General features: G+C 55.8%; 15 protein-coding genes. 9 read left to right on the forward strand and 6 right to left on the reverse strand.

Annotated elements, in window-relative coordinates:
• Positions 1-43: 43 nt before the first annotated feature.
• From SH528x_RS15215 to SH528x_RS15230, 4 genes are all read left to right on the forward strand, one after another.
• Entirely contained in the window at positions 44-949 is a 906-nt protein-coding gene (locus SH528x_RS15215) for an MBL fold metallo-hydrolase (protein WP_442511368.1), read from the forward strand.
• Between the two features lie 561 nt (positions 950-1510).
• Positions 1511-1825 (forward strand): DUF485 domain-containing protein, encoded by a 315-nt coding sequence (locus SH528x_RS15220; RefSeq protein WP_442511369.1) that lies wholly within the window; start codon positions 1511-1513, stop codon positions 1823-1825.
• Complete coding sequence (locus SH528x_RS15225; protein WP_442511370.1) at positions 1822-3768, forward strand: sodium/solute symporter; 1947 nt, start codon at positions 1822-1824, stop codon at positions 3766-3768. Before SH528x_RS15220 ends, SH528x_RS15225 begins: the two co-directional genes overlap by 4 nt.
• A 163-nt stretch (positions 3769-3931) precedes the next feature.
• Positions 3932-5119: a GDSL-type esterase/lipase family protein gene (locus tag SH528x_RS15230; protein WP_442511371.1), complete on the forward strand. Its 1188-nt coding sequence runs from the start codon at positions 3932-3934 to the stop codon at positions 5117-5119.
• 1126 nt (positions 5120-6245) lie between these two features.
• Here SH528x_RS15230 and SH528x_RS15235 read toward each other — a convergent pair.
• Positions 6246-7472 (reverse strand): M14 family zinc carboxypeptidase, encoded by a 1227-nt coding sequence (locus SH528x_RS15235; RefSeq protein ID WP_442511372.1) that lies wholly within the window; start codon positions 7470-7472, stop codon positions 6246-6248.
• A gap of 726 nt (positions 7473-8198) precedes the next feature.
• On the opposite strand from SH528x_RS15235, the gene SH528x_RS15240 reads away from it, so the two are divergent.
• On the forward strand, positions 8199-9941 hold the full coding sequence (locus SH528x_RS15240; protein ID WP_442511373.1) for a DUF11 domain-containing protein: 1743 nt from the start codon (positions 8199-8201) through the stop codon (positions 9939-9941).
• Between the two features lie 160 nt (positions 9942-10101).
• Here the strand turns inward: SH528x_RS15240 and SH528x_RS15245 are convergent, their stop codons facing one another.
• The 3 genes from SH528x_RS15245 to SH528x_RS15255 all read right to left on the reverse strand — a co-directional run bounded on the left by SH528x_RS15245 (position 10102) and on the right by SH528x_RS15255 (position 14129).
• On the reverse strand, positions 10102-11106 hold the full coding sequence (locus SH528x_RS15245) for a sugar phosphate isomerase/epimerase family protein (protein ID WP_442511374.1): 1005 nt from the start codon (positions 11104-11106) through the stop codon (positions 10102-10104).
• A gap of 34 nt (positions 11107-11140) precedes the next feature.
• Positions 11141-11971: an alpha/beta hydrolase gene (locus tag SH528x_RS15250; RefSeq protein WP_442511375.1), complete on the reverse strand. Its 831-nt coding sequence runs from the start codon at positions 11969-11971 to the stop codon at positions 11141-11143.
• A gap of 478 nt (positions 11972-12449) precedes the next feature.
• The gene (locus SH528x_RS15255; RefSeq protein ID WP_442511376.1) at positions 12450-14129 is read right to left on the reverse strand and encodes a Na/Pi cotransporter family protein; all 1680 of its coding nucleotides are present in this window, start codon (positions 14127-14129) and stop codon (positions 12450-12452) included.
• A gap of 376 nt (positions 14130-14505) precedes the next feature.
• Between SH528x_RS15255 and SH528x_RS15260 the strand changes: the two genes are divergently transcribed.
• A complete protein-coding gene (locus SH528x_RS15260) occupies positions 14506-15711 on the forward strand; it encodes a hypothetical protein (protein WP_442511377.1) in 1206 nt (401 codons plus the stop codon).
• 265 nt (positions 15712-15976) lie between these two features.
• Positions 15977-17290: a beta-ketoacyl-[acyl-carrier-protein] synthase family protein gene (locus SH528x_RS15265; protein WP_442511378.1), complete on the forward strand. Its 1314-nt coding sequence runs from the start codon at positions 15977-15979 to the stop codon at positions 17288-17290.
• A 358-nt stretch (positions 17291-17648) separates the two neighbouring features.
• On the opposite strand, the gene SH528x_RS15270 is transcribed toward SH528x_RS15265, so the two are convergent.
• Positions 17649-19121 carry an IS4 family transposase gene (locus tag SH528x_RS15270; RefSeq protein WP_442506501.1) on the reverse strand — a complete coding sequence of 491 codons (1473 nt, stop codon included), beginning with the start codon at positions 19119-19121 and terminating at the stop codon, positions 17649-17651.
• Between the two features lie 425 nt (positions 19122-19546).
• Between SH528x_RS15270 and SH528x_RS15275 the strand changes: the two genes are divergently transcribed.
• Positions 19547-20476 carry a sugar phosphate isomerase/epimerase family protein gene (locus SH528x_RS15275; protein ID WP_442511379.1) on the forward strand — a complete coding sequence of 310 codons (930 nt, stop codon included), beginning with the start codon at positions 19547-19549 and terminating at the stop codon, positions 20474-20476.
• Positions 20477-20656: 180 nt separating this feature from the next.
• On the opposite strand, the gene SH528x_RS15280 is transcribed toward SH528x_RS15275, so the two are convergent.
• Complete coding sequence (locus SH528x_RS15280) at positions 20657-21790, reverse strand: IS481 family transposase (protein WP_442505561.1); 1134 nt, start codon at positions 21788-21790, stop codon at positions 20657-20659.
• Positions 21791-22063: 273 nt separating this feature from the next.
• Between SH528x_RS15280 and rsmH the strand changes: the two genes are divergently transcribed.
• The gene (gene rsmH / locus SH528x_RS15285; protein WP_442511380.1) at positions 22064-22987 is read left to right on the forward strand and encodes a 16S rRNA (cytosine(1402)-N(4))-methyltransferase RsmH; all 924 of its coding nucleotides are present in this window, start codon (positions 22064-22066) and stop codon (positions 22985-22987) included.
• Positions 22988-23216 lie beyond the last annotated feature (229 nt).

A 23216-nucleotide genomic window follows, 5' to 3' on the forward strand; every position in this document is an offset into this window, starting at 1 on the left:
GGCTTATTGACAGCTTTCCAAATCGCTGAGAAGTTCCTTCGTTATGGTCAATCCAGAGCCCCCGCCGACCCCGAATTCCGCTGCTTCGGGATCCGATCCATCCACTCAGGCCGAAGTCGTCTTTTTGGGGACGGGAACCAGCGTCGGCGTGCCCGCGTTGGGCTGCGAATGCGCGGTGTGCCAGAGCGATAATCCCCGCAATAACCGCACTCGATGTGCGATCACGATTCGGTTGCCCGAGTCGATTGCGTACAGCGATCCCGAGTTCGATCACGAGACGCCGCATCACGCATCGCGGACGATTTTGATCGATACGCCGCCCGATTTGCGGACGCAGTTGCTGCGAGAAAAAATACCGCTGATCCACGCCGTATTGTTCACTCACGAGCACGCAGACCATCTGTTCGGGCTAGACGATTTACGTCTTTTTCCGTTTCGGCTCGGCTACCCAGTCCCCCTGTATTGCCAAAGCCACGTCGAGCAGCGGATCCGTCATTCGTTTGACTACGCGTTTTCGAAGCGAGAGCCGACGCATCCGGGCGCGGTACCGCAGCTTTGTTTTCGCAATATTGTCGAAGATACGTTTGAGGTGTTTGGCGTTCCGATCACTCCGATACCGATGACTCACGGGCCTCATTTCAACGTGTTGGGGTTCCGAATGGGCGATTTTGCTTATTGCACCGATACCAACGGGATTCCCGATTCGTCGGTCGAGCGACTTCGCGGGGTCAAGACGTTTGTGGTCGGGGCTCTGCGGCACGCGATTCATCCAACGCACTTTAATTTGGCCGAGGCGATCGAGATGGCCAGCCGGGTCGGAGCCGAGCAGACTTATTTCACGCACATCTCACACGATCTCGAGCACGAGCAGACCAACCGCGAGCTACCCGCCGGCATCTCGTTGGCGTACGACGGATTGCGAGTCAAAATCAGCCTGAATGTGAGATAGGCTTCCAGCCTGTCATCAGCCGTAGCGAAACTCGCGAAGAGTTTCGGGGGGCAGCCTGTGAGCCGTGGGCCGTAAGGCACCGGGTCGTGGGTGGAACCCGGCCGCTTACGCGTCACGGCTCACGAAAACATGTTATTCACGGGGCCGCGTAGCGATCGCCATCGCAACCCGACGCGTGAGCGAGGGACCTCTTGTATCGAGACGCGATCTGCTTGTAGTCCCTCGCTTACGCTTCGGGTTATGATTTTCCTAGCCGGAGGCTCTCGTGCGTGGAACCCGGCCGCTTACGCGTCGCGGCTCACTCGATCAACAGCCAGCACCTGCCGAAAGTCTTGGCGACTTTCGCTACGACGAGTCTGTTTCCACGGTCGTGGGGCGTGCGTGGTGGAAAAATCGGAATCGTCGTCAACGCTTTCCAAGTTTGTGTTTCTGACGTCCCCCTTGAAGTGCGAGTTTGGTTAATATGGGGCCCGACGCTTGCTTTGGCCTGCGTTGCTCCCTCACTCCCCAACTCCCCAACTCCCCAACTCCCATTCTCTCTTCCCCCTTTCTCACTCACTTATGCCCCATCCACTGCCCAAACCGGACGTGCCCACCGCGGCGCGTCAATACAACTCACGACTTGGCATCTTGCTGTTTGTCATTTACTTGGTTCTGTACGCCGGATTCGTTTTCATCAACGCGTTTGCCGCCGAGAAAATGGAAACGGTCGTGTTAGCGGGATTGAACCTCGCGATCGTATACGGTTTTGGTTTGATCATCGCCGCGATCGTGATGGCACTACTGTATGGAGTGATGTGTCGCAACGAACCGATCAACGGGTCGCCCGCGAGTGATGAAAAGAACAGCGATACAAACGAAGGAGCGTCACGATGATTTACGAACCTTCATGGATCGCGGTTTTTGTCTTTTTGGCGTTTGTTGTCTTAACAGTCGGGCTCAGTTTTTTCCTTGGCCGCAAAGCCACTTCGAGCGAAGGATACTTTGCCGCACACGGTCAAATCCCTTGGGCGGTAAACGGAGTCGCGTTCGCAGGCGACTATTTGTCCGCCGCATCGTTCCTGGGAATTTGCGGGATGATCGCGGCTTACGGCTACGATGGATTCCTGTATTCGATCGGTTATCTGGCGGGCTGGATCGTGGCGTTGTTCGTGATCGCCGAGCCGATGAAACGACTTGGTCGATTCACCTTCGCCGACGCCTTGGACGCCCAGTTCAACTCGCGTGGCATCAAGCTGGCTGCGGGGATCAGCACGTTGGCGGTCAGTATTTTTTATCTGATTCCGCAAATGGTTGGTGCAGGATCGTTGATCCAGCCGCTACTCGGTTTTCCCCATTGGGTGGGCGTTGTCTTAGTAGGGATGGTGGTCATCGTGATCGTCGTGACTGCGGGGATGGTGTCGACGACATGGGTGCAATTTTTGAAAGGCTCGCTGCTGGTCTTCTTCAGTGCCATTTTGGTCGTGATGTTGCTTGCACGCGGTTTCGTCGAGTCCGATGGCGGATTGAAATCGATTGGCCCGGTCGCGTCCGCAAGTCTTTCGCAGGCACAGATCGACGGTCATGATGTGATTCCGCCTACCGGGCAATGGGCCGAGCATCCCGAGTTTATTCGGTTGGCCGATGACGAGGGTGGTTACAAAATCTATCGCGTGCAAGCAATGGAAGCGGATGCGGCCTTGAAGGTGAACGATCCAGTCATGCTGCAGCAAGCCCAAGAGATGACCACTGCGGCCGACGGTTCGCGGACGGTCGACGGGTTGCCGTTCGGATCAGGCGAAGGCGAACGTCAGTTGCAAGCGGTGGGACATGTTTCGAAGTTGCCGTCGGATTACAAGTCGGGTGAGCCACTCGGGCCGATCTCGTTTTTCACGACGATGTCCAAAAGCGAAATTGTGCTCTGGGGCAGCGAAGTGATCCGGCATGACGATGGCGGATCGACGAAGGTCTTCTATCAAAAACCGACCGAGGGTACACGCGTGCTGCGACCGGGCGAGCATCCTAAATTCGCGGGGATTCGCGGTGGAAAGCCCACCGACCGAATTAATTTCTTGTCGTTGATGTTGGCATTGTTTTGCGGCACTGCGTCGCTGCCGCACATTTTGATTCGCTATTACACGGTCAAAGACGGAGCGGCGGCTCGCAAAAGTACGATTGTGGGAATCACCAGTATCGGCTTCTTTTACGTGCTGACGCTGTACCTCGGACTCGGAGCGATGACCAGCAACGCGTTGGATCTGACTGACACCAACATGGCCGCTCCCTTGTTGGCTCGCAGTATGAGTCAATGGTTGTTTGCGATCATTTCGGCGATTGCGTTCACCACGGTACTGGGGACCGTCAGCGGTTTGATTTTGGCCAGTAGTGGCGCGGTGGCTCACGATTTGATCGGCGGAGTGATGGGGATCGAGTTGTCGGGACACGCACAAGTGCGAGTCGCGAAGTTGGCTGCCGTCGTGGTCGGAGCGATCGCGATTCTGTTGGGGATCCTGTTCAAAGAAATGAACGTCAGCTACTTGGTGGGTTGGGCGTTCAGCGTTGCTGCGAGTGCGAACTTGCCAGCGCTCGTGATGTTGTTGTTTTGGAAGCGAACGACCAAAGAGGGAATCATATCCAGTGTGCTCGTTGGCATGGTCAGCTCGTTGGGATGGATTTTGTTGTCCGCTGACACTTACGAGAAGGTGTACGGTTGGAACGGAGCGGACGCGATCGCGCCGTTCACTCAACCGGGAATTGTCACGATTCCATTGGCGTTCGCCACCTTGATCGTCGTGTCGTTGATGACCAAGCGAGCGGAACCAGCACCCTCGGTGGCATGATCCTGCTCTCGTCCGTAGCGAAACTCGCCCAAGACTCGTAGTGGATGAGGCAACGAATCCCCCACGGCGATCGCAAACTTCCTGGGACTCATAGTCCTCGTCCAAGACCGAATACTTTCAACTTCATTCGAACCGTTTCTCACCCACTCGAAGCTACGACAAGATGAAACGACGATTTACTGCGTACCGCTCTCTGATCCTGGTTGCTTTGTCATTGATCGTCAGCAGCGGGTTCGCTGCTGATCATGTGGCGTTTCGCGGCGAGTTTCAGAATGCTCGGATCAAGTTCGAGCAGTCGAAAACTGGAAACGTGGCTTTCATTGGTGGTTCGATCACCGAGATGGATGGCTATCGGCCGATGGTTTGCAATATTTTGCAGCAACGTTTTCCTGAGACGAAGTTCAACTTCATTGATGCAGGAATCTCATCGACGTGTTCAACCACTGGGGCGTTTCGATTGCAGTCGGATGTGCTGGACCGCGGCGACATCGATTTGTTGTTCATCGAGTTCGCGGTTAATGATGACCAGGACGCTCATCACTCCAAAGACGCTTGCATTCGCGGGATGGAAGGATTGGTACGTCACGCCCGAATCGCCAATCCGAACATCGATTTGGTGATTACCTTTTTCGTCAACGAATCGATGCTGGCGACGCTGCAAGACGGTAATACGCCGCTGACGATTGCGTCGCATACGGCGGTTGCTGAGCATTACGGCGTGTCGACGATCGGATTGGCAAGCGAAGTGGCCGATCGTATCACCGACGGCACGTTGACTTGGAAGCAGTACGGCGGAGTGCATCCCGCACCGGCGGGCAATTCGATCGCCGCGACAATGATCGACGAATTGATGAGCGAAGCTTGGGCGAAACCGCTGGCCCAGGACTCGGCGATCCAGCCGCACAAGCTGCCCGAGTCGCCGCTGGATGCGACCAGTTACTGGAGAGGACGTTTTATCGATCCTGCCACCGCGAAGATTCAAAACGGTTGGACGATTTCGGTTCCCGATTGGTCATCGTTGCCAGGGAGCACTCGCGAGCGTTTCCGCAAGCTTCCGATGCTGTGCGGCGAGCAGCCTGGGGACACCGTGTCACTCTCGTTCGTCGGGACGGCAATCGGTGCCTATCTTGTCGCGGGACCGGATGCAGGAATGATCGAAGCTAGTGTCGATGGGGGGCCGTTCAACGTGGTGGATTTGTATCACCAGCACAGTAAAGGGCTGCATTATCCGCGAACCGTCATGTTTGCAACCGATTTGGAAGCGGGCGAGCATACCGTCGAGCTGAAAATCGCGTACAAAACACGCAGCAGCGGCAATGCGGCTCGGATCATTCAGTTTGTTGCAAACTGAGTGGTTACCGCGTTAGACTTCTTCATTAGCTGGGCGGCGAGGTGACTCGTAGACTGCCACCTCTGCCGAAAACGCAGTTTAGGGAGAGGTCGAGCAGAGCCTTCAGCGATGCTCGGGTGAGGGCCTGTCTCCGGCTTACTCGCACTGGACATTCCACCGACAACCGCCTGCCGCGATTCCCTTGCTCGGTCGGCCCTCACCCGGACGAGGCCTTAAGGGCCCGTCCGACCTCTCCCCAGCTGCGCTCGGGCGAGGTGACTCGTAGACTGCCACCTCTGCCGAAAACGCAGTTTAGGGAGAGGTCGAGCAGAGCTTTCAGCGATGCTCGGGTGAGGGTTTGTCTCCGGCTTACTCGTACTGGACATCCCACCGTCATCTGCTTGCCGCGATTTTCTTGCTCGGTCGGCCCTCACCCGGACGAGGCCTGAAGGGCCCGTCCGACCTCTCCCCATGCTGCGCTCGGGCGAGGTGACTCGTAGACTGCCACCTCTCCCAAAACGCAGTTTAGGGAGAGGTCGAGCAGAGCCTTTAGCGATGCTCGGGTGAGGGCTTGTCTCCGGCTTACTCGCACTGGACATCCGACCGACATCTGCTTGTCGCGATTTCCTTGCTCGGTCGGCCCTCACCCGGACGTGGCCTATAGGGCCCGTCCGACCTCTCCCCAGCTGCGCTCGGGAGAGGTGACTCGTAAATTGCCACCTCTCCGAAAACGCAGTTTAGGGAGAGGTCGAGCAGAGCCTTCAGCGATGCTCGGGTGAGGGGCTGTCTCCGGCTTACTCGCACTTGCCATTCGACAGACAACCGCTTGCCGCGATTTCCTTGCTCGGTCGGCCCTCACCCGGACGAGGCCTAAAGGGCCCGTCCGACCTCTCCCATGCTGCGCTCGGGAGAGGTGACTCGTAAACTGCCGCCTCTGCCGAAAACGCAGTTTAGGGAGAGGTCGAGCAGAGCCCACAGCGATGCTCGGGTGAGGGTCTGTCTCCGGCTTACTCGCACTGGACATCCCACCGACAACCGCTTGCCGCGATTTCCTTGCTCGGTCGGCCCTCACCCGGACGAGGCCTGAAGGGCCCGTCCGACCTCTCCCCAGCTGCGCTCGGGAGAGGTGACATAGCAGGAACGAAGATCAATCGGCTGCTTTAAAATAGGCGTCCAGCACTTCGCAGAGTTGTTGGCCGTAGGTCATCCAGTGCTCGGCGGAGGGCCGTGACTGGAGTCCTTCGATCCAATTCGCATTTAGCTCGTGAATCACGGCGTCGATGCCGAAACGCGAGAGCCAGCCTTCGCCAAGCGTTCCCGAGTTGTGGAACGTTGGATCGGTTGCCCCTTCGCGGAACCAAGTTTTTTCGACGAGCAGTGATTCCAGGCGATTCATGCGGACCAAGTAGGCATCGAGCTGCGTGTCGTCGGGGCGGCTGAGATGCAGTTTGCCGCTCTCGTCATTGTGCATCTCCAGTGCCAAGTGGGGACGGCGGCCTGAGTCGAGCATTCCGGTCAGCCATTGTTCGAGGGCGGCGTTTTCGGGACACAGTTTTGCATCCGGCGCGGCGTTCCAGTCGCGGTTGAGATCTTTGCCGAGTACGTTGAACCGCGTTCGCCCCATCGCGACGCCGTCCTTGTTCGCCATCGGCATGATGTAAACGCAATATCGGTCCAAATACGACGCACTCTGATCGTCGTGCGTTTTCAGTAAATGACGCATCATGCCTTCGACGACCCAGTTGCCGCCAGGCTCCCAGGGATGGGCGCGGGCGCGAACAAAAACGCGATTCGGTGCATCTTCGCGGCCGATACGCACGATCTCGAGCGGCCGTTGTTGGACCGTTTTGCCGATCGAGGTGATTTCTACGAGCGGATGGTCACGGATGTCATCGAGTAATTGGTTCAAATCACTGATGCGATACGGCGGCAGCCGGGCCACCCACAAGCTGCCGCTAGGTGGGATCGTTACGGTGAAACGTAATTGCCCCGCGTCCTTGATAAATTCCGTTTCGATCGACTGCCATTTCTTTCCATCGGGGCTGATGAATCCGATCGTGGCGTCAGAACATGCCAACGCCGAACGGCCATTCCAGACGTTGGAAAAGTGGTTTAGCAGCAGCGTCAACTCGCTGCCGGGTTCCGCATCGACGCGAAAATGCCAATGTCCGGCCGCTCGATTGGGCGAATCACGCTCGTGGTCGTACATCAGATCGATACGGACGGTTCCATCGTCCAAGACCTTCCAATCCAGTGGCGAAGCATTCTCAAAGCTGGTGTCGATAAAGTGCAGCGGGTCGGCGGCCAAAACTTGGCTGACCAGCAACACCGCAATTCCAAGCGTTTGCAGAATCGTGGAAGTGAGGTGTCGCATGATTGCGTTCCGAATCAGATGGGTGGGCAGGTTGGTCGGGCGGGACGAGCGACGCGGTAGACGCTCGCGGGATTAAGCTATCACGGTTTTTACTATAACCGAAACCTCGATGCGAATTCGTTTCGCAGATCATAAAATCTCGCTCGTCCTCGTTCCCGGGCTCCGCCCAACGCCGTGAACGATTTTAAGCTGCAAATTACAGCATTTGCGTTTCGTAGCTACGCTCGCCAGAGCGTGGATTGTTGGTGTCTATTGCGAATCACCACCTTCTGGCGAAGGTAGCTACTAAAAAATGCTTCAGAGCGTTCCGTTTGGGCGCTAGCCCCGGTTGGATAGTGACGAAACCGTGGCTAGCGCCAAATCGGCTAACGAAATCAGCAGTCTCCGCAGGAACCGCGTTTGTGGATGACCCACCACGTTGGGCGACGAGCAATCAAACGAGTTGTGTCCCTCGTTCTAGATCAGTTCGTTAGATGCCGCTCCGGTGTAAGCGGAGTCTTTTTGTTGGATTCGTTTTGGTTTGCTATAGCGGGGCTCAGACGGACGGAGCAGCGTGATGACCTGCCTGTTTGACCCGTTGGTATTCGAGACGCTGCCACTTTCGGCGCGCCAGTTGCGACCGGCTGAGGGTATCCACAACTCTTTCAGCTGAACACAGATGTGGTTATGTGGAGTCGAAAGTGCGGCTCTTCCCTTTTCCCCTCCAGTCCATTCAAAGGTATTACAATGTCACGTTGGTTAAAAACAACACCTCTCTTTACGATGCTGGTCGCTGCCGCGATTTGTGTCAGTCCTAGCCGTGCTCAAGCAGATGAAACGATCACGACGGGCGATGGTTTATTGATGCTTCGTGCGTCGATGCCCGAAGAGACGCGGGTAGGCGAATCGTTCACGTACACGGTCGAAGTCACCAATGCATCGGACAATATTGTCTTGCATGACATCGAGCTGAAGCAACGTAAGGCGAAAGGCCTGAGCATCGAGTCGGTGTCGGTGAAAGGTGAAAACGCCAAAAAGCAAAACAAGAAAGACGCGAAAAAGACCACTACCGAAAAAACTTCGACTTCGGGCGATAGCATGAAGATCGCGACGTTGACTCCAGGTCAGAGCCGGACGCTCGAAGTGACTGCGTCGGCCGACGAAGAGGGCGAACTTCGCAGTTGTCTCGAGATCGCCAGCTACACTCCTGCGTTGTGCTTGTCGAGCAAGGTCGTCAAGCCTCAGCTAGAGCTAACCAAAACGGCACCCGAAAAAGCGAATCGCTGTGACGTGATTGAGCTTGAATATGCCGTGAAAAACGGTGGGTCTGGCGATGTAGGGCCGTTTGTTGTCAGCGATTCGCTGGGCGATGGTCTGGCCACGATCAAAGGCAACAGCGAATTGGAATTCCAAGTCGATGGTTTGAAAGCCGGCGACACTCGCAAATTTGTTGCACGTGTCTACGCTCAGAAAGCGGGCACGTTTTCGAGCCGTGCGGTTGCAAAAGCGAAGAAGAGCGACTTGCAATCTCGCAGCAAAGAAACCAGTACTGAGGTGATCACTGCTGATTTGGCTGTGAACGTCGATGGTCCGAGCCGATTGTATGGCGATCAAATGGCTGAATTCACTGCCAGCGTTACCAATACCGGAAACGCCGTAGCGGAAGATGTTCAAGTTCGCGTGCTGTGGCCCAATAAGTCTCGATTGCTCGACATGAGTAATGTTTCGATTGCGAAGCAGGATAAGCAGAGCGAGACGTCCAACCAGGGCGAACCGACGCCGGCTAAGAATAAGAAGTCCGATAAGGATCAAAAGGACAAGTCGGCGAAAAACAGTGATGCGAAGGACAAAAAGTCTAAAAACAACGAATCGGGTAACAACGATTCGGGCGATCAGAAGATTGCTATGGAGATGAACGAGGACACCATCACCATTAATCGTTTGGAAGCGGGCCAAACCGCCACATTTGACTACGCACTGCGTGCCGGGGACATTGATAAACTGCCGACCAAAGTCGTTGCAACTTATGTTTGTTCTGTAGATGGTGCGGAAGATCAAGCCAAGGCCGAAGCGCGAGCTACGTCGATGGCAATGGCGGAAGTCAAGATCGTGCGGTTGCCTGCGATGCAAATGTTGGTGATCGATGACGAAGACCCCGTCTCTAACGGCGACGAAGTGGTCTACATGATCCGAGTTTGGAACGAGGGTGATGCTGCGGACAGCAAAGTCCAGGTCGTAGCCGAACTGCCAGATGGATTGACCTTCAAGTCTGCCGAAGGGCCGACCAAGCACAGTCAAGACGGTTCGTCGGTAACCTTCGAGCCAATCAAGACGATGAAGCCTGGCGATCGAATGGATTACAAGGTCACCGCCAAGGCCAGTGGAAATGAAAACGTGCTGTTTAAAGCCACGCTTTCGAGTGAAAAACTGTCGCAAGAAGTAACGACCGAAGAACCTACTCGACTGTTTAGTCGTCAGGCCAAGAAATAGGTTGAACCGGTAACTTGTTGACTCTTTAGTGAAAGCCCGCTCGAGCGATCGAGCGGGCTTTTTTTGTTTAGCGAAGCGAATGTATCGAAACTCGCGTTGAGTTTCGTTCCACAACCGCTCCCCCCCTGATCGACGAAAGTCTTGACGGCTTCCGCTACGACTAGGCTTGCTTGATGCCGAGCATGCGATCGAGCGAATCGGCGGTTTGATAGATCAGGGCTTCGGGGAAGTGCGCGTAGGGATGGAAGTACTCGAACGTCAGATATCCGTCGTAGCCGGTTTTGTCCAATGCGGCCAAGACTGCGGGCCAATCGGTCGTTCCGTCTAACAGAGGCCGAAACGCTTCCAAAGAATGGTCGCTGCCCTTCTTCGTGTACTCTTTGAAGTGGATGTTTTTGATGCGTTTGCCGAGGATCGGAATCCAATGCTCAGGGAACTGGTACTCCATGATGTTTCCCGTGTCGAAATGCACCTGCACATGTTCGCTAGAGAAACTGTCGACAAAATCCACCATTTCCATCGGAGACATTAAGAAGCCGTTGAAGAAAATGTTCTCGATGTTCAGCGACACGTTCAGCTTCTCGGCTTGCGGCAACAGTTTTCCGATTGCCTCACGAGCCCGTCGATCGCAAACGTCGTTGGGTGTTGGATCATGATCAGGACGCCAGGGCATGTGAACTGCGCCCGGAACGACCAGCAAATTTTCGGTCCCTAGATCGTGAGCCGCTTGTGTCATTTTGCCGGCCAATTCCATGCCGCGAGCTCGTTCGGCGGGGTCGTTACTGGTCAGCGGATAAGGCCAAAACAGAAACGAGCAGACGCCGCTAATTGCAATCCCGATCTCGTCGGCCATCTTACGAATCTCAGTGAACTCTTTCGTACCCGATTTGGGTGACAGATCACTTTCGAGGTCATAGTTCAATTCGATCCCGTCGAAACCGGCGTCCTTGGCCAGTTGCATGCACTGTCGCAGCGTCATCTTGTCGGGGTACGGAAACGCCCACAAATTGATCGACTTTTTCATCTTGTACTTCGGACGTGACGGGACGCCCTCGGTCGAGTCGGCGGGCGCCGCGATTGCGTTATTTCCCGTTGCCAAGACCGCGCTGCCAAATGCGGCATAGGTCAGCAAATCACGACGCTTTAGAGATGATTCCGGTTGCATGTCTGATTCCTGGTGAGGCGTTACCGTTAGCGTGTTATTTTTTAGCGATCGAATTGACAAAGCGGAGCAGCAGTGGAAACGCAGGCTGCCCCATCTGGCCGTGATCAAAGCCATCCAATTCGTACAGCGTGGTTTGCGGGTGACCGACGACCTGCATCATCCGCCACATGTAAGCGTTTTCTTCGTAACGCCCCAGCATTTCGAGTTCACGATCGCCGGTGATCAACAGCAGCGGTGGACAGTCGTTGCGAACATGAAACAGCGGAGCCAGGGCATCAATGACCGGCTGTTTGCCGTCGATCCCCTGTTCCTTGCGAGCGGTGAAGTGAGTGATGGTGTGGCCGCTAAAGGGGATCAGACCCGCGATTTTGTCGGCGTCAATTTGATGAGCCGCGAGCCATTTTTTGTCCAACCCAACCATGCTGGTCAGATAGCCGCCTGCAGAATGCCCGCTCACAAAAATCTTGTCGGGTGATCCACCGTATTGCTCGATGTTATTGAATGTCCAAGCGACAGACGCGGCGGCATCGTCGATGCAATCCTTTACTGTCACATCGGGACTGAGTCGGTAATCGACTCCGACAACGATCACGCCCTTCTTTTTCAGCGACGAGGGAATTTCTCGTTTGCCGGCGGTCAGTCCCCCGCCGGGAAACCAAACGATCGCGGCGGCGTCTTTGGCGTTTTCGGGGTAGTAGACATCCAGACGACACTTCTCGTTGATCGACGCGTCGTCGGAAGTGCGGTAGATGAGATCCGTCGCGGTTTTATAGCCAGCCGGTTTCGGTTGGCTGTCGTCGGCGAAGACAAGGGTTGCGGATGTCCAAGTCAGTAGCACTAAAACGCATGTGGGAATTCGAAACATCGGTAGGCGTCATGGAAGAGGGGGATAGTGGGGCGAGTACGTTAATGTACTCGCTCGCCACTGTCCGTGTTGACGCGACCGCAATTAGGCAAGCCGACTTTGCAAGTGAATTCTCGGACAGTAGCGTAGCGGAAGTCGTCAAGGCTTTCGTCGATTTCCCCGCAAGTTCGACTGTCCCATTTTGTGAGCCGAACGCGCTAGCGTCGGGCCGCGGCTCGGTAAAACGTTGGAAAAATAAGGCCCGCGGCTAGCGCCGTCGGCTCACAAATACGCTGAAATCGAAAAAATGGGACAGTCGAACAAGCGGCTTGTTGATTTAGTGAGCCGCTCGCGCGTGAGCGGCCGGGTTTGATGCATTACCCGGTGCCTTACGGCCCACGGCTCACTACCGAAATTTGGATTTGGGAGTGCCGATGACAGGCTGGAAGCCTATCCCACATTGAGGGGACGAAACTCTACGCGAGTTTCGCTACCGTTTCTATTCGCTGGGGATCGATTCGGCGATGTTTTGCGAATGGTCGCGGACGCGAGCATAGGCATTGAGTGCCGCTAGGTAGGCGACGCTGACCAACGGCGGAATCTCGCCGCCAGAAAGCTCTTCTAAGTGCGATTTTCGAAGCGTTTTGATCTTCGTTCGCACTCGTTTGCTTGCCGCATCGGTCTTGGTGATGACGTTGTCATTGCCCTGATGGAATGCTTCGTTGACTTCACGCAAATACTCCGCCGCGATTTGGTTCAATTGCACCAAGTCTTGAATTTGCGTTGGGGAAAATCGCAGTTCATCGCGGCGTAACTTGCGGTCGAACTTCTCCAGATTGACGATGTAATCGCTGATCGATTCGTATTCATCCGCCATCCGCAGTTGACGACGTGCTTCGTCGGCCACCGAGTGCGGCAGATTACTGGCGAGCAGATTGGTCACGTAAACCGCGATTTCATCCTGGATCGAATCGAGCACCTGTTCTCGTTTTCGCAAGCGGTCCGCCAGGGCTTTGTCAGGACTGTCCTGTTGGATCAATTCCGCCAACCAGTCGAGCATTTTGGAACAGCCATCTGCCATCCGCGCGATCTCGCGACGTGATTGCTCAATTGCCAACAGCGGTGTTTCCAACAACCGGATGTCGAGATCGGTCAAGCGAGGCTTCTCTTTGAAATCTTTGGCCGGAACGATCCAATTCAAAAAGCGAACGAATTGGGGAACAAACATAAGGAACAGTAATACGTTCGCGACGTTAAATATCGAATGCGTCGCCGCGATCGCTGCGGTTCGGTTGGGATAGGTCGTTTCACCTCCGACGATCAATTCGGTGTCGACGTCGCCCACCATTAGCCATTTGATCAGCACGATGTAGTAGCGGAAAATCGCAGTGATCCAGATTACCCCCACCATGTTAAAGATGACGTGGAAATAGGCCGCTCGCCGCGCGTTCGTGGTCGCTCCGAGCGATGCCAGAAACGCCGTGATCGTGGTACCGATGTTTTCGCCCAGCACGAGAGCCGCGGCGGTTTCGTAGGTGATGATGCCTTGCGAGGCCAACGAGATTGTGATGCCAAGCGTTGCCGACGAAGACTGAACCAGTGTCGTTAACACGCAGCCAATAAATGCGCACTTCAAAACGCCGATGTAAGAGTCTGCCTCAAACGATTTAAACCACGCTTCGAAATCAGGCATTTGCTTGATGATCGAACAAGCGTCCTTCATCAATTCCAAGCCGAAGAAGACCATGCCGACGCCCATGATCGCCATCGCCCAATACCTTGCCCGCTCGCCGCGCGAGAAGAGGTAAACGAACGCGGCGCCTCCGAGGACAGGCAAGCCGTATTTGCCTATCTTCAACACCAGGATCCAACCGGTGATCGTGGTACCGATGTTGGCACCCATGATCACGCCGATCGCTTGGGACAGTTCCATCACGCCACTGTTGACGAAGCCCACCACCATCACGGTCGTGATCGAGCTGGACTGGACCACACAGGTGACGATGACACCGACGATGGTTGCGAAGAAACGGTTGTTCGTTACCGCAGCGATCATTTTTCGCAGACTGCTGCCGGCAACCGCCTGCATCCCTTCGGACATGTTTTTCATGCCCAGAAGGAAAATCCCGAGTCCGCCAATCAGACCACAAAGTAATTCGGTTAGTGCTGAGAATTCCAAGTCAGTGGCCCGGTAGTCGCGAAGGGTATAAGGGAGCGCGAAGCGTGGATGAGATTTGTGAGGAATTCTAATCGCCGGGTCACAAAAACAACAACCGCTAGCATTTTTAATTCACAAAAGAAATCGTCAGACGCCGGGGGGGAAGGGGGATGAAGAGGTTGGGGCGATCGCCCTCGTTTTTGGGGGGCTGCGGTGACTGGGTGGAGTTTCGCAGGCAATTAGACGCGTTTTACTGAGGAGGTTTCTCGCCCCACCCAACGAAAACGAGGAGATTCAAGCAATTTTGCTGTTTTTTCAACCTTGCGACCAATTCAATTCAAGTCGTATAGCCAGGGGACGAATACTTGTTTTCCTAAATCGGCCAGGAATGGAATCGATGCGACCAATTTTGATTGCTGGGGCGTTTTGCGCCACTCTTGTTGCCCTCAGCCACGTGAATGTGGCAAACGCGCAGGCGCCACCGCCAGGAATGGGGTTGCCCGCAGGCGCGACACCGCCGAGTTTGCAGCAAAATCCCGCCAACCGGCAACCGGCTGCGGCACGACCGCAAGCCAACGGCCAAGTTACAGGCGGAGGCGAATTGCCGCGAAGTGCGGGGCAAGAGCATCGCGTCTACGATTTGACTGCCTACACACGCTATTTGACCCAGCATGACCGGCCCGAGCAGGCGGTAATTGACTGGATTTTGCGTGAAACCGGCACCGACGTCTGGTTCACCGAGCCGTTTGGGTTCATGAGCGCGACGCGGGACGAGTTGTCGGTCTACCACACACCCGAAGTCCATCAAGTCGTTGCGGGAATCGTTGATCGGTTCATCGCCGGCGACATCCAGCCGCAGGTGCTGCATCTGCGATTGATGACCGTGGGAAATCCCAATTGGCGTGCCCGTGCTCACATGTTGATGACGCATGTGCCAGTCGATTCGCCAGGCGTTCAAGCTTGGTTGTTGAGCAAAGAAAACGCGGCAGTGGTTTTGAATATGCTTCGCCAACGCACTGATGCTCGCGAAGTTCAGGGCGTCGATTTGCCGATTTTCAACGGCCAAACCGAAAAATTGTCACGAACTCGCGGCCGCAACTACGTCCGAAACGTCCGCGAATCACCGCAAGGATGGCCGCCGTACGAACCCGAAACCGGCGAAGTCCAAGAGGGCTATCGGTTGTCACTGAGTCCATTGTTGTCGACCAACAACAGCATCATCGACGTGATGATCAAGGCCGAAATCGACCAAGTCGACAAATTCAATTCGGTAGAACTTGAGTTGCCGCTTCGCAATCAACAAGTGCATCGCACGAAAATCGACGTGCCTCAGGTCGTCAGTTGGCGATTGCACGAACGATTCCGCTGGGAATCGGACAAGGTGTTGTTGTTGTCGTGTGGCGTCGTGGCCAGCCCGGAGCGACAGGGCGGATCGTCGATCATGAATCTGGACATGTTGACTGGGAACACTTCGGGACGAGCCGACGCGTTGATGTTCGTCGAATTCCGCGGCCGTGCGTCCGAAAATTTGACGACCAATCCCATCGCCCCACGGACTGCGTCGGCGATCCCGTTTGACGCGCCACACCGCGGCCGATACTAAGCCGACAAAAATGCATGATTTTAAGTAGCGAAACTCGCCAAGAGTTTCGGTGGGGGGGTGTAGAATTGGCATCCAGCCAGCCATTGTCTCCTCGACAGGCTGAAAGCCTATCCCACATTCATTGACCAAAACGCTCTGTTTTGCCCCTACTGAAACGATTCGCCGAATCTGGCTAGAATGTCGTCTCGCTCCCTCTGTATTTTGACGCAACTACGCGTTTCTCGACTCTCTCAGTGAACCGACCGTATTCGGTCGTAGACCTTCCATGGATAGAACCCCCTCTCGTCGCGTTGTGATCACAGGTCGCGGTGTTGTCAGTCCGCTCGGAATTGAATCTTCAGCAATGCTGTCGGCTTTACGAGCTGGCAAAAGCGGCATTGGGCCATTTACTCAGGTGCCGCAGGGCGTGCTCGGCATCGACCATGGTGCGGAAGCGACGGAATTCACCGGCGATATCTCCAACTACGGTCCGCTAGACAAACCGCTGCAACGTACGATTCGCAAAGGCAGCAAGGTGATGTGCCGCGAAATCGAGATGGGCGTCGCGGTGGCTCAGTTGGCCCTGCACGACGCCGGACTGAGCGAAGACAAGCGTGATCCCGAGCGGGTCGGTGTGGTCTACGGTTGTGACTACATCATGTCGTTGCCCGAAGAATTTTCAGCAGGCATTTTGAAGTGCATGGACGACGAAGGTACCTTCCATTTTGACAAGTGGGGGGGCGAAGGTCGTCCGCAAGTCAATCCGCTGTGGTTGCTGAAGTACTTGCCGAACATGCCGGCCAGCCACATTGCGATCTATAACAATCTGCGTGGACCCAATAATTCAATTACCGTTCGTGAAGCGAGCGGTGGTGCGGCGCTGGGCGAAGCCGTCTCGACGATCGAGCGAGGTCACGCCGACGCATTGATCGTGGGTGCGACCGGTTCTCGCGTTCATCCGCTGCGAACGCTGCACGCTTCGCTGCAAGAAGATCTTGCTGCCGACACTGAAGATCCAAGCAAGATGAGCCGCCCGTTTGACGTTTCACGTGACGGCAGCGTGGTCGGCGAAGGCGCCGCCGCGATCATGTGCGAATCGCTCGAACACGCCCAAGCACGCGGCGCTACGATTCTTGGCGAAGTCGTCGGGTTCAGCAGCAGTGCGGTCGGATCCGGTGCTGGCGAAGATTTCATTCGCCAAGCGGTGCGAAACGTGTTGAAAGGGGCATTGGGTAAGGCCGATCCGAAATCGATCGGTCACATTCACGCTCATGGCCTGGGGACGGTCGAAGGCGATCGTTACGAAGCCGAAGCGATCGCGGACGTCTTTGGGCCTCCTTCGGATCAGCCACCGGTAACGACAGCGAAGGGGCACTTCGGAAATCTCGGTGCAGGTGGATCGATGGTCGAGATTGTCGCCAGTCTGGATGCACTCGGTGGCGAGTTGTTCCCGATTTTGAATTGCGAGAACCTCGATCCTGCGTGCCCGATCAACGCATGTGTGGGTGCGGGCGTTCCTGCGGGCGACGAGTTCATCAGCGTGAACGTGACCCCGCAAGGCCAAGCGTCCGCCGTCCGCATCCGCCGATTCGTCTCGTAAGTCGCCAAGATTTTCGCCCCCTCAATGTGGGATAGGCTTCCAGCCTGTCATCAGCTCTCCCACATCCAAATTACGGTGGTGAGCCGTGGGCCGTAAGGCACCGGGTAATGCACGGGACCCGGCCGCTCACGCGCGAGCGGCTCACTAAATCAACAAGCCGTCACGACTTTCGTCCCCTCAATGTGGGATAGGCTTCCAGCCTGTCATCAGCTCTTCCACATCCAAATTACGGTGTGAGCCGTGGGCCGTAAGGCACCGTGTAATGCACGGGACCCGGCCGCTCACGCGTCACGGCTCACTAAATCAACAAGCCGTCAAGACTTTCGTCCCCTCAATGTGGGATAGGCTTCCAGCCTTTTTATACCCCAAAACTCATTTGCTTGAATGCAACGAACGCTTCAACGATGGTCGAGAAACGGTTCATCCCTCGCCAGAGAGTTCTTGAGCCGGCAGGACCCTGCGATTTTTTGTCGATGTAGCCGCCTAGGATGGCGATCGATTTTCCGAACGCTTCCATCGTTGGTGGAGACTTCGGATCGACCGGGCGTTTAGTTAGAAATATCATGATCGCCATCCATTCGTCTTCGCTAAAGTAGACCGTGCAGGGCGACTGTCCGTCATGACGTGTGGCGCCCTTGAGGTACTCCACTCTCCAAGCGACGACCGTGAGCATCGAAAACGCTCGTATATAACGCTCCAATGTTTCGTACTTCATGTCTTCGATGTGAAGCCCACTTTTAAGTGTTTTGAAGTACAACTCCACTAGCCAACGAAAACAGTAGCCGGTCAAAACCTCGTCAATTTCTTCCGCCGAACTGACCGGCAGGGTTGTCAGAAGCATCCAGTTAATCGGGGCTTCACCGATTGGCGGATCCACCTCGAGCGACTCCACCACATTGATCCAAGTGTCGGTCAACTTGCCAGTGCTGGACCGCCCGGTTCCGGCAACTTTGACGCGCACGCTGCGAAATTGCACCAGCGCTTCGCGTGAAATACGTGCCTGTTTCCGAGCTCGTTTCTTATCATCTGGAAGCACCGGAGCGTCTCGGCCACCGATCGAAACCGTTTTCTCTCCACGCCAAGCGACCTTTGAAAGCGTCTCTTCAATTGTCGTGACATCATCAATCGGCGAGCCGGTGACCGCATCGACGGCGGCGACGATCTTCTGAGTCCGGCACTGACGAATGATGAATCCATAGTTCTCTGGAAACTCCGCCGCCTCGGCCAGCAGTTCGCCAATGTCCGATTCGCTGTCGGAAAGCTGAATGAACTGAGTTTGCGGCATCGAGCGGGCGATTTGCTCGCCGCTTTGCATCATTTCCATCCATCGGCTGCTCTCTTTTTCTTCAAAACAGCGTCGCTGCCGTTCGGCTTTGCGCTCCTTGGCTGGCACTTCCAATGACGTCGCATCACGAGTCCAAAGAACTTGGTCGACCACTCCCAAGGGGATGCCTGGGGCAGCAACGGCGTAGAGCGGATGGTAGAAAAAGCCAAAACGTTTGCCGCCCGAAAGCGGTCCTGCCCCGCTGACCTGCTGCTTTGGCTTGGTCAGATCGAACTCGGACGAGTCCTGATCCAGAAAGACCCGTTTGTGCTCGCCGCATCGCTTTCGAGCGGCCTGATGATGTGCGTCGAAGATTTGATCCACGTCTACCTTGGGGTTGTTGGCTAAGCGATAAATTCCCTTCAAGTCAGCTTTGGAACGAACACGGTCCGGTGTCGACTCGCCGATCGAGGAAGCTTGAGAGACAAACTTAACAACGCGATCCACCCGCCGCTTGTGGCCCAGGTCCAACGATTCAAATTCCTGCCGTACCCAATCGATAACCATCCGTGCAACCTCCGTGCGATGAAAATCTAAATCGCAGAATCATTCGCACACACACGAGAAAAGGCAAGAAAATGTTTTGGGGTATAAAAAGGCTTCCAGCCTGTCATCAATACTCCCACATCCAAATTTCGGTGGTGAGCCGTGGGCCGTAAGGCACCGGGTAATGCACGGGACCCGGCCGCTCACGCGCGAGCGGCTCACTAAATCAACAAGCCGTCACGACTTTCGTCCCCTCAATGTGGGATAGGCTTCCAGCCTGTCATCAGCCCACGTCCACCCCACCAACATCGCCGAAAGTCTCTGCGACTTTCGCTACGGCTGACAAATTTCCATGGTTCACGCGCCGCTCGACGGCGAAACGCGTTTACAATGGGCGGCGACCTTCACCCCGAATCCCACCTTTGCCCTGCGAGTGAATTCCCGCCATGAAAAAACAAACGCTCTTTCCGCGTCGTCAAGTTCTACAACTCGGTGCGGCTTCGGTCGCTGGTTTGGCAATGATGCGTCCATCGACCGCCGCAGCTGCGGATGCTGCCGCCGACAAACCTTGGCTCCGTAAGACGCTCAAAATCGGCATGATCCGTGTCAAAGGTTCGCTGACCGATAAATTTGCCGCGGCAAAAGAAGCGGGTTTTGAAGGCGTCGAACTGAACGCACCTGGATTCGATGTCGACGAAGCCAACGCGGCGGCGAAAGAAACCGGCTTGATCATCGATGGTACGGTCGGTGCCGATCACTGGGGTGTGCGTCACACCGACGCCAGCCCCGAGACGCGAGCCAAAGCGCTGGCGAGTCTTCGCAAGGGACTCGAACAAACCGCTGCCGTGGGTGCCGACACGATGCTGTTGGTTCCTGGACGTGGTTCGGATGGAACCGCGGACGAAGTCTACAAGCGAGCGATGGACAATATTAGTCAAGCGCTTCCGGACGCCGAGAAATTGGGCGTTTCGATTGTGATGGAAAACGTGTGGAACGAAATGTTCTACGATCCCAATGGCGGGACGGACCAGACGGCCGACGCCTTTGCCGCGTTCATCGACGATTTCGACTCGCCGTGGGTCGGTGCTCAGTTTGACATCGGCAACCACTGGAAATTTGGCGATCCTGCGGCTTGGATTCGCACGCTCGACAAGCGAATCAAGAAACTCGATATCAAAGGTTTCTCGCGTGAGACGGGCAAGTTCACCAAGATTACCGAAGGTGACATCGATTGGCCGAGCGTGAAGAAGGCTCTGCGCGATATCAAGTTCACCGGATGGTTGGCTGCCGAAGTTGGTGGTGGCGATTTGGATCGCTTGAAGGAAGTGAGCCGCAATTTGGACAAGGCGCTGCAGTGCAACGAGTCCGTCGGCTGATGTCTCAAGTAGGGCCGGTTCCCATCGGCCGATGTTGATCGCGCGATGCAGTCGGCCGGTAGGAATATTTCGTTCGGGGACATGGGTGGCGCTTTGAACAAGACAGCGGGGGGCGGAGAAAGCATAGCTTTCCCCGTCCTCGCTCACCAGCCTCGCGGCTGAAGTGAGCGCAAGCGAACTTCAGCCGCGAGGCTGGTGACGTCGAATTTCGCCAGTCCGCTCGTCGATCTGGGCCACCACAAAACGACAGCAACTGACATCCCAAACACCGTCCGTTTGAGTCCCACTCAAGCCGATAGGATGGTCCTGGAATGCTTCGCTGATGCGGTACGTCTTCCCCTTCCAACGGAACTGGCCAACCCTGTTGACGCGGCGTGTTTGGTAGCGATCGCTATACTCGAACGGATCCGTTTTCTCCTGAAAACGTCGCTCACTGATTTGGTATCGCTGCGAAGGTGTTTCCAAATCCAATGCCCCGTGAGGACGCTCCAAGTTGTAGACGTCTCGCCAAAGATCAAAGCACTCTTGAGCTTCCGCCAGCGTGCTCAGTGAGCGATCCTGCAGGGCTTCGAGTTTTAGCGTGCGATGAAATCGCTCCAGCTTGCCGCGGCCCTGAGGATGGTGTGGACGACCGTGAATCACTTCCACATCGTGACGCATCAACCACGCCGTAAAACGTGTGTGACGCATCAAGTGACTACCGCCCCACGGGTTGCCGTTGTCGACGTAAATCGCGTGTGGAAGCCCGTAAATTGCGAACACGTTGCGAAAATGACTTTGCACCGTTTGCCGCGTTTGATTCCCACAAGCGAGGATCCCCAGTGAAAACCGGGAGTGATCGTCCAGCAGGGTTAGCGGGTAACAATAGCTCTTGTTGTTCAGCGCGAACTCGCCCTTGAAGTCAACTTGCCACAGCTCGTTGGGACGCTCTCGCTCGAACCGCGTCCATGGCTTTCGCTTGGCCGATTCAGCGTCACTGATGCGATCATGTCGCTTCAAGACAGCGGCGATCGTGCTGGGCGAAGGAAGCGTTTTTTCACCCATGACTTTGAGCCGCTTGCGAATCTTCAAGCCGCCCCAGGCCGGGTGAGCATCGCGGATCTGCAGCACTTTCTGCTCGATCTCCGCAGGCGTCTGTGTGGGGGATCGGTGAGGTTTTCGCGAGCGATCCACCAAAGGTTCTTCGGCGCAAGCTCGGTGACGCTCTCGCCACTTGTAGCCGGTCTTGCGTGAGATGCCAAATCGCTCGCACAACCGGCTAAAATTGACTCCGTCGGCCTCTGCCAAGCGGACAAACTCTTCTCGTTGGGACACTCGATCGAACTCTTTCCAGCCCATACTTGCTCCTAAAAGGAGTAAGTATGATTACTGCAAAAAAGCGCCACCCATGTCCCCGAAAAAGCGCCACCCATGTCTCCGGTCTATACAAGGAACCGGCCCTACTCGCGATGATGGCCGAAACTCTTCGCGAGTTTCGCTACCTCTAGGCTCGTTGCCGCCGGCGTCAATACCGTTGGATAGTTCTCGCGATCCTGTAGAATCGTTCGGCTAGATCATGCACCTATAACCGAACGCTAGGAAGAGACGTTGTCCAACGAAGAAGCTGAGCCGAGCGAGATCGATACGTGCCACGTCTCGGTGATGCCGGACGAGGTGGTGTATTGGGTCGCCAATCCTGAGGTGGCCCAAACGCCGCCCAAGGTGGTGATCGATGGAACGTACGGAGGCGGCGGTCACTCGCGGTTGTTGCTCGAAGCGATCGAGGACGCCGACGCTCGCGTGATCGGTTTGGACCGTGATCCCGCGGTCAGTGCACGCGTGGAGAGTGAAACGCACGACCCTCGGCTGACCGTTTTCTTGGCCAGCTACGAGCAGGCCGCTAAGGCGCTCGACCAATTTGATCTGACGAGCGCCGACGCGATGGTGTTGGATCTGGGGTTGTCGAGTGACCAATTGGCCGATCGTGAGCGTGGCTTTAGCTACACGGTCGATGGGCCGTTGGATTTGCGATTCGACCCGGAAAATGGCGTTCCAGCGAGTCGTTGGTTGGCTCAGCACGACGAAAAACAGATCGCCGACGCCATCTACCAATACGGCGAAGAACGTTTCAGTCGCCGGATTGCGCGAGCGATCGTGGCGAAACAACGCGAGCGGCAACCGATCAGTACGGTCAACGAATTGGTCGAAATTTGTCGCCGCTGTGTGCCTCGTAGCCGCAATCACGACATTCACCCAGCGACGCGGACGTTCCAGGCACTGCGAATTGCCGTGAATGACGAGCTTGGGATTCTGGAGCGGACGCTTCGAGACGCTCCGGATTGGATGTCAGCGGGCGGCCGAATGGTGATCATCAGTTTCCATTCGCTCGAGGACCGGATCGTGAAAAATGCGTTCCGAGACGACGATCGCTGGGAAGTGTTGACGAAAAAGCCGCTACGGCCAACCGAATCCGAAGTGGCACATAACGCCCGTAGCCGCAGTGCGAAGCTGCGAGTCGCCCGCCGCCGCTAAAATGTGGGATAGGCTTCCAGCCTGTTATCAAGCACCCTCAAATCCCGTAGCGAAAGTCGTCAAGACTTTTTGTGTGGATTGTGAATATCCCGAAACTCTCGCGTGAATTCCGCTACGAAGGACCGTCAGAAGAATAACTGGCGGCGTCTTCCGTAGTGGACGAGGCAACGAGTCCTTTTTGGCTCAGTGAAGCTGCAGGACTCGTAGCCTCGTCCACTACCGCCCGCCA

The organism is Novipirellula methanifontis (assembly GCF_052161655.1).
Classification (GTDB): Bacteria; Planctomycetota; Planctomycetia; order Pirellulales; family Pirellulaceae; genus Novipirellula.

Coding starts and splice junctions, on each gene's coding strand:
- SH528x_RS15220 (WP_442511369.1), top strand. CDS start 1,511: ATGCCCCATCCACTGCCCAAACCGGACGTGCCCACCGCGGCGCGTCAA.
- SH528x_RS15245 (WP_442511374.1), bottom strand. CDS start 11,106: ATGCAACCGGAATCATCTCTAAAGCGTCGTGATTTGCTGACCTATGCC.
- SH528x_RS15265 (WP_442511378.1), top strand. CDS start 15,977: ATGGATAGAACCCCCTCTCGTCGCGTTGTGATCACAGGTCGCGGTGTT.
- SH528x_RS15240 (WP_442511373.1), top strand. CDS start 8,199: ATGTCACGTTGGTTAAAAACAACACCTCTCTTTACGATGCTGGTCGCT.
- SH528x_RS15235 (WP_442511372.1), bottom strand. CDS start 7,472: ATGCGACACCTCACTTCCACGATTCTGCAAACGCTTGGAATTGCGGTG.
- SH528x_RS15215 (WP_442511368.1), top strand. CDS start 44: ATGGTCAATCCAGAGCCCCCGCCGACCCCGAATTCCGCTGCTTCGGGA.
- SH528x_RS15260 (WP_442511377.1), top strand. CDS start 14,506: ATGCGACCAATTTTGATTGCTGGGGCGTTTTGCGCCACTCTTGTTGCC.
- SH528x_RS15270 (WP_442506501.1), bottom strand. CDS start 19,121: ATGGTTATCGATTGGGTACGGCAGGAATTTGAATCGTTGGACCTGGGC.
- SH528x_RS15225 (WP_442511370.1), top strand. CDS start 1,822: ATGATTTACGAACCTTCATGGATCGCGGTTTTTGTCTTTTTGGCGTTT.
- SH528x_RS15275 (WP_442511379.1), top strand. CDS start 19,547: ATGAAAAAACAAACGCTCTTTCCGCGTCGTCAAGTTCTACAACTCGGT.
- SH528x_RS15250 (WP_442511375.1), bottom strand. CDS start 11,971: ATGTTTCGAATTCCCACATGCGTTTTAGTGCTACTGACTTGGACATCC.
- SH528x_RS15230 (WP_442511371.1), top strand. CDS start 3,932: ATGAAACGACGATTTACTGCGTACCGCTCTCTGATCCTGGTTGCTTTG.